At 47.0% G+C, this 13,712-nt stretch carries 9 protein-coding genes; 8 read left to right on the top strand and 1 reads right to left on the bottom strand.

Annotated features, from left to right (window positions below; all coding sequences use genetic code 11):
- The first annotated feature begins 70 nt into the window (after positions 1-70).
- The 6 genes from LS482_RS00750 (at position 71) to LS482_RS00725 (ending at position 11,253) form a co-directional block, all read left to right on the top strand.
- On the top strand, positions 71-1,612 hold the full coding sequence (locus LS482_RS00750) for an IS1182 family transposase (RefSeq protein WP_233029827.1): 1,542 nt from the start codon (positions 71-73) through the stop codon (positions 1,610-1,612).
- A gap of 333 nt (positions 1,613-1,945) precedes the next feature.
- Positions 1,946-5,032, top strand: a complete 3,087-nt coding sequence (locus LS482_RS00745; RefSeq protein WP_233029826.1) for a SusC/RagA family TonB-linked outer membrane protein — start codon at positions 1,946-1,948, stop codon at positions 5,030-5,032.
- Positions 5,033-5,051: 19 nt separating this feature from the next.
- Positions 5,052-6,629 (top strand): RagB/SusD family nutrient uptake outer membrane protein, encoded by a 1,578-nt coding sequence (locus LS482_RS00740; protein ID WP_233029825.1) that lies wholly within the window; start codon positions 5,052-5,054, stop codon positions 6,627-6,629.
- A 168-nt stretch (positions 6,630-6,797) separates the two neighbouring features.
- The gene (locus tag LS482_RS00735; protein ID WP_233029824.1) at positions 6,798-7,757 is read left to right on the top strand and encodes a glycoside hydrolase family 43 protein; all 960 of its coding nucleotides are present in this window, start codon (positions 6,798-6,800) and stop codon (positions 7,755-7,757) included.
- 511 nt (positions 7,758-8,268) lie between these two features.
- Entirely contained in the window at positions 8,269-10,251 is a 1,983-nt protein-coding gene (locus LS482_RS00730; protein WP_437441005.1) for an alpha-L-arabinofuranosidase family protein, read from the top strand.
- An 18-nt stretch (positions 10,252-10,269) separates the two neighbouring features.
- A complete protein-coding gene (locus LS482_RS00725; RefSeq protein ID WP_233029823.1) occupies positions 10,270-11,253 on the top strand; it encodes an arabinan endo-1,5-alpha-L-arabinosidase in 984 nt (327 codons plus the stop codon).
- A 209-nt stretch (positions 11,254-11,462) separates the two neighbouring features.
- Here the strand turns inward: LS482_RS00725 and LS482_RS00720 are convergent, their stop codons facing one another.
- Positions 11,463-12,443, bottom strand: a complete 981-nt coding sequence (locus LS482_RS00720) for an IS110 family RNA-guided transposase (RefSeq protein WP_233029822.1) — start codon at positions 12,441-12,443, stop codon at positions 11,463-11,465.
- Between the two features lie 348 nt (positions 12,444-12,791).
- Here LS482_RS00720 and LS482_RS00715 point away from each other — a divergent pair, with 348 nt between their 5' ends.
- On the top strand, positions 12,792-13,274 hold the full coding sequence (locus LS482_RS00715) for a hypothetical protein (RefSeq protein ID WP_233029821.1): 483 nt from the start codon (positions 12,792-12,794) through the stop codon (positions 13,272-13,274).
- On the top strand, positions 13,274-13,705 hold the full coding sequence (locus LS482_RS00710) for a hypothetical protein (RefSeq protein WP_233029820.1): 432 nt from the start codon (positions 13,274-13,276) through the stop codon (positions 13,703-13,705). Before LS482_RS00715 ends, LS482_RS00710 begins: the two co-directional genes overlap by 1 nt.
- Positions 13,706-13,712: the final 7 nt, after the last annotated feature.

The raw sequence follows: 13,712 nt of genomic DNA, 5'->3' as shown, positions 1-13,712 counted from the left end.
AGTGAAAGAGGCTGTCTAAAAAGGCAGCTTCTTTTTTTTGAATTTAGGTTTTGTGTTTGTAAATTTAAACATGAGCCGAAAAGTCACCTGGAAGCCCTACGATCAAGGCCAGTTGAGCCTGCTTCCACCCAGTTATGATGAGCTGGTCCCTCAGCACCATCCTGTACGTACTGTCAACTCGATTTTAGACTCGGTAGACCTGAGCAGTTTGGAGCAGACCTACCGTGGGGGCGGTACTTCGAGTTATCACCCTAAAGTGCTGTTAAAGATTTTGGTCTATGCCTACTTGCGTAACCTGTATTCTTCGCGCAAGATTGAGCAGGCCTTGAACGAGAACATTCACTTTATCTGGCTCAGTGGCGGGGCCAAGCCTGACCACAATACCATCAGCAACTTCCGCAGCGGCAAGCTAAAGGACAAGTTTAAGCAAATCTTTAATCAAGTAGTGGTGCTCTTAGCCGAACAGGGTTATTTAAGCCTGAAGGAACTCTATGTGGACGGAACCAAGATCGAGGCTAATGCCAACCGCTATACCTTTGTATGGGGCAAGAGCATCAAAACCTCCCGCGAGCGTATTGAAAAACAACTCAGGGAACTGTGGAACTATGTGGAAAAAGTCTATGCCGAGCAGGAGCAACTCCCCAACACCCCGGAGTTCGAGGCTATTGATCCTGAAAAAGTATCCGCAACCATTGCACAGATCAACCAGGCTCTGGAAGGCAAAGCGGTAGAGAAAAAGATCAAACAAAAACTGGGTTATGCCCAAAAGCACTGGCCTGGGAACATCGCCAGGTACAATGAACAGCAAAAGAAGTTAGGGCATCGTGGAAGCATGAGTAAGACCGACCCCGGGGCCACGTTTATGCGGATGAAGGACGACCCTATGAAAAACGGGCAACTCAAGCCCGCTTACAACTTACAGGCTTCGACCAACAACCAGTTCATAGTGAACTACACTTTGGCTCAGACCACAGCCGATACCACCGCCCTGATAGCCCACTTGGAAGATTTTCAAGAAAGTTACCTCCAAACTCCCCAGAGCCTAACGGCCGATGCCGGTTATGGAAGCCAAGAGAACTACCAGGCCCTGGAAAACAAGGATATTGAGGCCTATGTAAAGTACAACTATTTCCACAAGGAACAAAGGCAGACCAATGGTAAACAGGACAAAGCCCCGTTCCATCCTGACAAGCTCTATTACAATAAAGAAACCGATACCTGTTACTGTCCTATGGGACAACCTATGGAACATATAGGACAGCAAAAAAGAAAGACCGGCAATGGCTACCTACAGGTCTATGACCTCTATCGGGCAAAAAACTGTAAGGGCTGCCCGTTAAGGGGCAGCTGCCATAAAGCCAAAGGCAACCGGATCATTATGAGAAACCATGAACTGATACGGTTAAAGGCAAAGGCCAAAGCACTGTTGCTCTCAAAAGAAGGCATTGCCCACCGAAAAAGAAGGTGCTGGGATGTGGAAGCCGTTTTTGGGAATATAAAACAGAATATGGACTTCAAACGCTTTATGCTCAGGGGACTTGATAAGGTAGAAACCGAAATAGGGCTTGTGGCCATGGCTCACAATCTTAAAAAGGTAGGGATAAGGGCATAATCCCACAACACCTATTAACTCATTAACTTTTTAACGCTCAACTCTTGCTGGTTCAAGTTGAAAACAAGCAAATAGGCTAAATATAAAAAGACCGCCTAAAACTTTTTAGACGGCCTCTTTTTAGTGGGAGTAGAATAAGATCAGAGGCTTACCGATAAAACCGGAAATACTACATTCGTATTTTATCCCGGGTTATTTTGCGGTTTGAGTGATTGAAATGCATTAAAAGTGTAAATTTTACAATAAAATATTTGCTTTTATGGGAAATCTTTGGTTACATTTGTAAATGTAAGTATTACACTTATAATTTATTTACAACCAAAACACAATGACATGGTAACCAGATCACCCAGAAATCACCATTGCTATTGTTTAGGCAATAAGCTCTTATACATTGTGGTGGTGACATTATGTACAATCACGGGATTGTATGCCCAGGAAAGCAGTACCGTAAGCGGAACTGTGCTGTCCGGGGTTGATAATATGGCCTTACCGGGCGTAACCGTCCGGGTAAAGGGAACCGACAAAGGAACTGTCACGGATTTTGACGGCAATTACAGCATCAGCGTGGCAGGGGAAAACAGTGTACTTATCTTTTCGTACATAGGATTTAAAACAGAAGAAGTAACCATCGACGGCCGGAGTAAGATAGATATTTCCATGCAGGAAGACCTTGCCAGACTGGACGAAGTCGTTGTAGTGGGGTACGGTACACAACGCCGACAGGATTTAACCGGGGCGGTGAGTGTGGTAAAAGCCGAAGAGCTCCAGAAAACCTCGACCAACGATGTCGGGCAAATGCTTCAGGGACGCGCTGCGGGGGTAACCGTTTCGTCAGACGGAGAACCCGGAGCCGAACCCAATATCCGGATCCGGGGGGTGAGTACCTTTGGCGATAATCAGCCGCTGTACGTTATTGACGGAGTACCGGTGGGAAACTCCATAAGGGATTTTAATACCAACGACATAGAAACCATACAGGTGTTAAAAGACGCCTCGGCAGGAGCCATTTACGGTTCGCGTGCGGCCAACGGGGTCGTGATCATCACCACCAAAAACGGATCGAAGAATACTCCCCTTACCGTGCGGTATAGCGGGTACTACGGTATAGATGAAGTGGCCCAAAGGATTCCGGTCCTGGGAAGAGAAGACTACCAGATGATTACCAACCGGAAGCGCGTAAATGCCGGAATGGCGCTATTGCCCGGAAACGACCCCGGTTCCGATGCGTATATCAGCGATATAGATACCGATTGGCAAAAAGTGGGGCTAAAAACAGGAAGCCGCCAGAACCACAATTTTAACTTTTCCGGCGGAGGAGAGCACGTGACCTACAACGCCTCGGTAGATTACTTTACCAACGACGGTATCTTTGTGGGAAACGGTCCCGACTACGAGCGGTATTCCGGTCGTATCAACACCACCATGGAAAAAGGTAGATTTAAGATGTCGCCTTCTTTGTATTATGCCCGCTCTATGGAAAATTCCCTCACGTTCCGCGACGATGTACTCACGGGAGGAAGACCACCGCTTATCAACGATTTGCTTATTGCCATCCCTACGATGGGGGTATATGACGAAAACAATATCGGGGGATATGCAGGTACGGACTCTGCCATACATCAGGCCATTGTGTTAAATGTACCGGGGATCAACAGTTTGTTTACCAACTGGGTAGAAGTAGACCGGACCTTTGCCATCATCAACCCGGAGTTTAAAATATTAGACAGCGAAGACCAGACCCTGACGTATAAGCTGAATCTGAGTTACGACAAGACCCAAACGAGGGATTTCTCCTTTGTACCGGCATTTCAGATGGGATATTTCTTTAACTCCGGCATGTCCAGATTGAATGACAATACCCGTACCTATACCGTAGAACTGATTGAAAATACGCTCGCCTACAAGAAGACCATCGGCAAGCACAATATAGATGCGGTTTTGGGGATGACCTACCAGAAGAACTCCTATGTATGGAAAGAAGGATATTCCGAAAACCTGCCCGAACCCTATTATCCCGTACTTTCCAATGGAGAAAACCAGACCTCCGCAGGAGGAGAGGACGCCAGTGCCCTGGCCTCCTATTTCGGGAGACTGAATTACAATTTTGACGACCGCTACCTGCTTACGGCGACAATAAGAAGAGACGGATCCTCCCGTTTTTCCCCGGATAACCGATGGGGAACCTTTCCTTCTGTTGCCCTGGGATGGCGGATTTCCAACGAAAAATTCTTTGATATACCCTTTGTCGATGATCTGAAAATAAGAGGAAGTTACGGTACCCTGGGAAATCAGAATATAGAGAATTATTTGTACCAGCCGGTAGTAAACCGAAGTGTGTTGTATAACTTCGGAGGCAGCGTGGTAAACGGCGGTATACAGACGAACCTGTACAATGAGGATATCAAATGGGAGAGCACCACCTCTTTCAATGCAGGGTTCGACGCTGCCTTTCTGGATAACCGGTTTGACTTGACGGTAGAGTACTACCAGAAGGAAACAACAGACATCCTGGTAGGCGTACCGATCCCCGCTTCTACGGGGTCGATCAACACCGCACCTACCATCAACTCCGGGAGCCTCAGGAATTCGGGGATCGATATGGAATTGGCCTACCACTTCCAGGGAACGGATGATTTTAATTTTGACATATCCGCCAATGTCAGTACCCTTAAAAACAAGGTGCTGGCACTGGGAGGAAACGAAGAGCCCGTGTACGGCACAGGGTCTATCACGCAGGTAGGAGGAGAAACAGGAGAACACTTCGGTTATGTATACGACGGCATATTCCGGGACCAGGCCGGGGTAGACGCCCACGCCGTACAGGGAGGTGCCGCACCGGGAGACATCCGGTTTAAGGATATCAACGAAGACGGCATAGTAGATGCCAATGACAGAACGACTTTGGGAAGTGCCGTGCCCAGTGTAACCTACGGGTTGAATTTCACCGCCGGTTACAAGGACTTTGATTTCACGCTTTTCGCATCCGGAGCAGCGGGCTATTACATCAACAGCCGCCTGTACCGTACCCTGATGTGGTCATCCGACTACCTCAATGCGCACAAAGACATCATGAACTACTGGACACCGGAAAATACGGATACCGATATACCGCGATTAGTGGCCAACGACCCCAATCTCAACAACAGGGATTCCGACAGACCGGGATGGCTGCAAAAAGGAGACTACCTTCGTATCAACACCGTTTCTCTGGGATATTCTTTCCCTGAAACGTGGTTAGACAAAACAAACTTTTTCACTTCGGCACGAATATACACCACCGTGCAAAACCTGCATACGTTTACGGCCTATAAGGGGTATAATCCGGATTTTAACTCCGGTGTATTCGAACCCGGATTTGACAACGGAACCTATCCGAGGCCGAGAACGTATATGTTTGGAGTGCAACTTTCTTTTTAACCCATTAAAATGCCACATCATGATGCTCAACTATAAAAAACTCAGATTCCTGAAATATTGTGCAGTGCCGGTATTGGCAGCTGTATTATTGGGGTGCGAAGACAAATTGAACCTCGACAATCCCAATGCCATGCCAACGGAATACTACTGGCAAACCGGAAATGATGCCATTGCCGGAGTAAATGCCGTGTACAATTCCCTCCTGGTAGACGGCTACTATATGCGTATGACGCCTATTCTTACCGATGTAAGAGGAGACGAATTGTACGGCGACAGTCCGTGGCTGGATTTAAACCAGGTAGGGAATTTCACTATTCTCGCTGTTTCCGGTCCCATACAGTGGACCTGGGCAGCGTACTACCAGGCGGTCTTCAGAGCCAATCAGGTCATAGCATTTGTTCCGGCCATAGAGATGGATGAAGAAACGAAGAACTCGGTGTTGGGAGAAGCCCATTTTTTAAGGGGACTGGCGTATTTTAACCTCAAGACCAACTTTCAGAAAGTACCTCTGATCACCGAAGTCCCGGAGCAGGGAGAAGCCTATCCTCCGGACGACTACTATCCCGCAACAGCAGAGGAAGAAGCAATCTGGCAACAGATAGCAAGCGATTTTTCCGCGGCTCAGGAGTTACTCGGAGAAGAACCGATGAACGGACAAAGCGGCAGGGCAACCAAAGGAGCGGCGACCGGTTTCCTGGGAAAGACCTATCTCTATATGGAACGCTGGTCTGCGGCCGCAACGGAATTTGCAAAACTGATCGACGGTCCGCTGAACCACTATAGTCTCGCAGAAAATTATCAGGACAATTTCAGTCCCTTTGTCGACAATAATGAAGAATCCCTCTTTGAGGTACAATTCTCCTACGACGCCGGGGGAAATGTGATGAATTACGGAGGCGAACCCAATGTATTGTGGCGACAGGTATCTTCCGTAGGACATACCTATGCCATGGACGGCTACGGGTATTCCGATTTCCTGCCTACCCGATGGTTGTATGAAGAATTTAAAAAAGAACCTACCGAAGCGGGGGGAACAGACCCCCGTTTATTTGCGACCATAGCTTCTTATGAACCATCCGAAGGCAGGACCACGGTATATAACGGTACGCCGTGGCCGCATGCGGAAGATGCCATTTACCCGAGGAAGTATACCAATGACGGATTCGGACTGGATACCGAAAGTCACGGTGGCGTAGAATTCTCCGGGATCAATTACCGGCTGATGCGCTATGCCGATGTATTGCTCATGTATGCCGAAGCCCTGAATGAAATGGGGCAAACCGCAAATGCGGCGGGCTATATGCAACAGGTGAGAGACCGTGCCGGATTGCCCGATCGCACGAGTGAATTTGCCGTCATGTCGCAACAGCAATTCCGGGACCAATTGGCACACGAGCGTTCGCTGGAGTTTGCACTGGAAAACATCCGTATCCACGACATCGTGCGATGGGGATGGTTGTACGACAATGAAAAACTGGAAGAGTTAAAGGCACATGATGGCGATTTTAACAGCTGGTCACCCGGTAAGGAGTACCTGCCCATCCCGCAGACGGAACTGGATGTAAATCCCAACCTGGAGCCGAATGCTGCGAATTAATTCAGTACATGACAAAAAGGATATAAGACCATAGGACGTAAGACATGGGACTTTAAAGTGTAAATAAGCCAGTTGCGGGTTACCGGTTGCCTGCTTGTAAAACAGGTAACCGGTAACAGGCAACCGGTCTCCGGCCGCTGCGTGATATTTCTTAAAAACAAAAATTCAATGATACATTTAAAATTTTACAAACAGTTACGGTGCCTGTTGTTCCCGGCCCTGATAACAGCAATAGCGGCAAATGCCCAGAACCCTGTTATTACCCATAAATATACGGCAGACCCTGCGGCTCTGGTGCATAACGATTCGGTCTATTTGTATACCGGACATGACGAAGCCGAAAAGGATTTCCATTTTTATAAGATGAAAGAATGGCTGGTGTTTTCCTCCGCCGATATGGTCAACTGGAAAGAACACAAAGTGCCGCTCAAGGTAAGCGATTTCAAGTGGGCCAAAGCAGATGCCTGGGCTGCACAGGTCATAGAACGGAACGGAAAATTTTACTGGTACGTTACCGTAACCCATGCCACTGTTCCCGGAAAAGCCATAGGAGTGGCCGTATCCGACAGCCCCACAGGACCTTTTAAGGATGCCCTCGGGAAGGCGCTGGTGACCAACGATATGACGAAAGCAACCGATATCAGCTGGGACGACCTGGACCCCACGGTTTTCATTGACGATGACGGTCAGGCCTATTTATACTGGGGCAATACGGTATGTTATTACGCAAAATTAAAGGAAAACATGGTGGAATTCGACGGCCCCATCCACACGGTGGACCTTCCGGATTTTACCGAAGCCCCCTGGATACACAAGCGCGATGACTGGTATTACCTTTCCTATGCCTATCAGTTCCCTGAAAAAACGGCCTATGCCATGAGTAAATCCATAACCGGGCCGTGGGAGTTCAAAGGTATTCTCAATGAAATTGCCGGGAACAGCAATACCAATCATCAGGCCATTATCAATTTTAAAGGAAAGGACTATTTTATCTATCACAATGGCGGCATCCCCACCGACGGCGGAAGTTTCCGGCGTTCCGTATGTATAGATTATCTTTACTATAATCCGGACGGTACCATGAAACGGGTAGTGATGACCTCTGAAGGAGTTGATCCGGCTGATTAGCCAATGTGCCAATTTGATAATGAACTAAAGTTAAAAATAGAATTAAAAGAAAAATTCCTCCCCCTCGGGGGACAATGTTGTTTAGTTAAGGTTATAATGGTTTTATTACCAAAACAAAAAGCTCCTCCCTTCCGATAGTTATCGGGATGATAAAGGGAGGTGGCACGACTTCAGTCGTGACGGAGGGTTAGAAAGCCCAGGCCACTGATAAAACTATAAGGTTTGGGAATAACCCCGGGACCTGGGCCGGGTCAAACTCCCCGACCCGCTAAAGCGCCCCCCTCTTCGCCCGGTAGATTATCGGGATGAAGAAGGGAGCCCTTTACAAATACTTTAAAGAAAGTAAACAAACTTTCTTAGCTAAATGACATTGCCCTCGGGGGAGGTGCCGGAGGCGGAGGGGGATTTCCCTATTAAAGCCCGCTCTCCACTAAATAGAAATACCCAAAGCAAATAAAATTCAAACCGAAGCCCCTTAACACCTAAGTCTAAAATCTAACATCTAACCATCATGATAAAATCAGTTATAACAAGTTTAGCCAGCCTTGCCTTTTTCACCGGTGTCCGTGCCCAGCAATCCGGGCCTATGATAGTCAAAGCCGATGAAGTTGTGGCCGAAATACAGCCTACCATGTACGGTATTTTCTTTGAAGATATCAATTTTGCTGCCGATGGCGGACTTTATGCCGAACTGGTAAAAAACCGCTCTTTTGAATTCACCCTGCCGCTTATGGGATGGTCACAGCCCAACAGTGACCGTCATTCCCAAAATGAAAATTCCGGTTTTGCCACCGTAATACGTTCGGATAGGAAACACAACGCGCGTTTTTGCAGGGTCGATGTGAAAAACGATGAGAGATACAGCCTTGTTAACGAAGGTTTCCGCGGTATGGGCATTAAAGAAGGGGAGCAGTACAACCTGTCCCTCAAGGCCGCAAAACAGGAAGGGAATATCACTAAAATACGTATTCAGTTTATCGATACCACCGGTCAGGTACTGGGAGAAACATCCGTTAGTCCGGAAAGTAACGATTGGAAAAAATATACGGCTGTGCTGACCCCCGTCCGTACGGTGGCCAAAGCACAACTCAAAATTACTTTTGAAGGAACGGGAAGCATAGACCTGGATATGATTTCGGTCTTTCCTGAAAACACCTGGAAAAACCGCCCTAACGGATTGCGGAAAGATCTGGTTCAGTTACTGTATGATATGGACCCGGGATTTTTGAGGTTTCCAGGGGGATGTATCGTAGAAGGAAGGACCCTCGACCGGAGGTACCAGTGGAAGAAAACGGTAGGGCCGGTGGAAGAACGCGATCTCCTGGTCAACCGGTGGAATACGGAATTCGGTCACCGCATCACCCCGGACTATTACCAGTCTTTCGGGCTCGGTTTTTTCGAATATTTCCAACTGGCCGAAGACCTTGGCGCAGAACCCCTGCCGATCCTGAGCTGCGGGATGGCCTGCCAGTTCAATACCGGGGAGCTTGTGCCCATGGATCAGCTCGATCCTTACGTACAGGATGCCCTGGATCTGATCGAATTTGCCAATGGCCCGGTGGACTCGTATTGGGGGAAGATCCGGAAAGATATGGGACACCCCGAACCGTTTAACATGAAATACATAGGTGTCGGCAATGAACAATGGGGCCCGGAATACATTAAGCGGTATAAGGTCTTCGAAAAAGCCATAAAGGAAAAATACCCCGATATGATCATTGTTTCCGGCAGCGGTCCCTTCCCGGACGGTGAATATTTCGAATACGGGATGAAGGAACTTAAAAAGCTGAATGCCGAGATTATTGACGAACACTACTACCGTTCTCCCGAATGGTTCCGGGAAAACGCCGACCGGTACGACAGTTACGACCGTAACGGCCCCAAAATATTTGCCGGGGAATACGCGGCACAAAGTGTGGCCATTGCCAGTCCCGAAAATAAGAACAACTGGGAATGCGCCCTTTCCGAAGCCGCATTTGTCACCGGGCTGGAACGCAACGCAGCGGTGGTACACCTCACTTCCTATGCCCCTTTGATGGCCCATACCGAAGGCTGGCAGTGGACCCCGGACCTGATCTGGTTCGATAACCTGGGAGCTTACGGAACGCCGAATTATTACGTGCAAAAGCTGTTTTCCCTGAACAAGGGGACCCATGTGGTGCCTGTTGAACTGGAAGGTAAAGCCGTTATCGGCCAGAATGAGCTGTATGCTACGGCTTCACTGGATAAAAACACAGACGAGATCATCCTGAAAATTGTAAATACGTCCGGACAGTCCAGGCGGCAAAAAATCGTATTCGAAGGTAGTTCACGCCTGGCTTCCCGAGGTAAAATGACCGTCTTGCAAAGTGACGACCCGGAAGCCGAAAATTCGATGGAACATCCGGATATGGTGAGTCCCGTGGAAAAAGAAATCAAGGTGCGGAAAGACGGAATGGAAATTTTCATGCAACCGTATTCCCTTAACGTGGTCAGGATAAAAAACGGTAAGTAGCTTTTAAAGTAATTACAGATGAAATGTAAGCATTATTTATTTTTCCTGTTTGTACTGTACCTTGTTTTACCCGGTTGTGCACAGGACATCCGCGTTCACGATCCGGTGGCGATCAGGGAAGGGGACAGGTATTATCTCTTTTGTAGGGGCCATGGGATATCCGTATTTTCTTCACCCGACCTGAAGAACTGGAACCGGGAAAAACCTGTTTTTGAGACTGCCCCGTCCTGGACGAAGGAAGTGGTGCCCGGCTTTAAAAACCATATCTGGGCACCCGATATTTCCTTTCACAACGGGAAATACTACCTGTATTATTCCGTTTCCGCTTTCGGTAAAAACACCAGTGCCATAGGTGTGGCTACCAATGTGACCCTGAACCCGGATGATGAGGACTTTGAATGGAAAGATCACGGTATAGTGGTGCAATCCGTTCCCGGCCGGGACATGTGGAATGCCATAGACCCGAACCTGGTGCTTGATGAAACCGGTACGCCGTGGCTTGCCTTCGGTTCGTTCTGGGGAGGGATGAAACTCGTAAAGTTGGCAAAAGACCTTGTTTCCATAGCCGGGCCGGAAGAATGGCACACCATAGCGAAAAGGGAACGCGACCCCTTTACGGCAGATGCCGATCCCGGTAATGCGGCCATAGAAGCACCTTTTGTTTTCAGGAAGAACGGCTGGTACTATCTGTTCGTTTCGTTTGATTTTTGCTGCCAGGGGGAAAACAGTACCTATAAAGTTGTGGCAGGAAGGTCTGAAAAGGTCTCGGGCCCATATCTCGACAAAACCGGAAAACCCATGACGAAAGGCGGGGGTTCTCTGGTGATCGAAGGTAACGACCGCTGGGCGGGAGCCGGCCACAACAGTATTTATACCTTTGACGGAAAGGATTTTCTTATTTTTCATGCCTATGACAATGATGACGGAGGTAAGCCCAAACTAAAGATCATGGAGGTACGCTGGAAAGACGGCTGGCCGGAAGTGGATAAGGACAAGTTGTAATGAATAACCCGGCCTGAAATAAAAAACAGGTTTTGGTCCGTCTGCTGCTTAATATAAATAATTGTCACTGCCGGCACCGGTTACCGGCGGATAGCAACGACCAAAAGGCAGGTATCTTCACGAGGACCCGACGGTAGGAGGGGATGTGGTGATCTCCCTGCAAGTATGCGCATACCTGTTGCTGAGCATTCTAAGATAAAAACAACTTTTTAAGCCACTAATTTAACAAAGGGTTGTTCTCTTTTGGCCACTGCAAAAATCCTTAACACCAATTTGTTGGCCACGGCATTGATGACGCTCATATGATGTTTGCCGTCTTTTACTTTTCGATTGTAATATGCCTTGAGCTGGGGATCGTGCTGTATGGCTGTAATAGCTCCCTTTGTTAAAATAGCTTTCAATGACTTGTCTCTTAAAAAATGAGTTTTTGTTTTCCCCCTCACACTGCTTCCTGACTGATACGGAAAAGGAGCCAAACCACAGTAACAGCTGAATTTCCTTGGGTTATCAAACTTGACAAAATTATCCGTTTCAGCGATACACTTTATAGCAATAACCGGACCTACTCCGATAACCGCGGTGACTTTCTTGTAGCTGTTTTTCAAGTCTTGGTCGGCCTCAATGAGCTTTCGCATTTCATTTTCAATGGATTCAATACTTCTTTGAAGGGATTTGTACTGTTTCTTTTCTTCTCTGATTAACATGCTCACATCGATCGACCGGTGCAATATCTCATTGGCTTTTAAGCTGTTTTGCACCTGTACGGACATCTTTACGTAACGCTCTCTTGCCCTGACAAGTGCTTTGAGCTTGCTAAGGTGTTTCCCCGGGAGTTGGTAGGGGCTCAATTTGTGCTTGTTTGTAATGGTGTATTCGGCAATCCGATAGGCATCCTTTGCATCACTTTTGCCTCTTTGTATACCCAGTGACTTTTTAAGTTCCAAAGGGTTGATAAGGTAAAAGATATAGCCTTTTTTGCTAAGGTTATTGAGCAAAGTTGTACCGTAATGACCTGTGTGTTCTAAAGCAAATACTGTATTGGTCGTATCAAAATCACTGAGCCACTTCTCAATAGCCTGTTGTTGATTGTCAAGGACGCCTCTGGCTTTTACTTGAACGTTTTCTTCGTTTAGGACACAATAATCCAAAGTGGCTTTCGAAATGTCAATGCCGATTACTTGATTTTTCATAACTTTGATTTAGCTATTAAAAAACTGAAGAACCAATAGGTCGGTGTACTAATGCTATTAATAAGCCTTTGCGCTTAACATTCTAAATGGTACCAAAACCTAAGAAGGGAAAGGACTAATGCTCAGTATAAACCTATGCGTTCAATAGCCGAAATAGTTCACCTTTTCCTTCTGGTTTTTCAGAAATTCAATATCATTAAACTTCCTGTAAATATAGAATGCTAAACTAATAGCCTGTCGAAGTATCGGGGGGGACTTGGTTTCCCCCTGTATAAAAAAACAAAAGATCATCCGTGTATCCGTGGCAATACAACGCAACCATTTTATAGTTTTAACGTCTTAAAAACAATGAAAAGGTTAAAATTGTTGTTGTTTTTGAATAGTGGTGTTGTGAAAGCGTCTTTTCTGTGGGGAGGTATGGTACTTTTGTTCTCGGGCTGCAGTGATGATGACCGTACAAATTCTTATCCTGTTCCGTTCTCTACTTTTGAAACGGATAACCATTGTTCGTTGAAAAATGCAGATAAATCTGAAAACGAAGTGTTTCTCCGTATTGAGAATACAGAAGACTGGGAAGCGTATGTTGAATGTCCGGAAGCAATTGAAGTAGATTTTGAATCGTATTTTGTATTGGCAGGACACACCAAACTCACGGCCTGTGGTTTTTTAAAGGAGCAGGAGGTCCTTTTTAACAACGGTACCCTGGAATATATGGTAGCGATTGAAGAACAGGATTGTCAGATGCCTGCTGAAGTTCCTTATTTTGCCATAATTTCCCGGGAGTATACGAACGCCCCGTTAAATATTAATGTTTCAGTAATTAAAAATTAATGATGTTCAGGTACTGTTGTTTGTTATGCGGTTTATGGATGTTGCTGTTGTCCGGTTGTAACAGTGATGATGAAGGAAGTGGTTTAAGAAATTATACCGCTGTTCTCATTGATAGTGATGTGTACCGTGAAGCGGACAGCGATAATTTTCACCTCGAAGAAGCGGAAATAACGGGAGATTCCCTGAAAGTACGCATCCGCTATGGCGGCGGGTGCGAAGAAGTGAAGCTTCAACTGGTGGGGTTGGAGGAAATCCTGGATTCCGACCCTCCGCAACGGAATATCCGTTTGTTGTTTGAGGATAATGATCCGTGTGAGGCCCTTGTGGCAGAAACATTTTATTTTGACCTTGTCCCCGGAAGAGTGAACGGTAGCGATCGGGTGCGATTAATACTGCCGGATTGGGACGAGCCCCTGTGGTATGTGTATTAAAATTTAA

The organism is Sinomicrobium kalidii, assembly GCF_021183825.1.
Lineage (GTDB): Bacteria > Bacteroidota > Bacteroidia > Flavobacteriales > Flavobacteriaceae > Sinomicrobium > Sinomicrobium kalidii.
The sequence above is the reverse complement of the archived record's forward strand: the minus strand, read 5'-3'. Positions and strand labels throughout refer to the sequence as shown.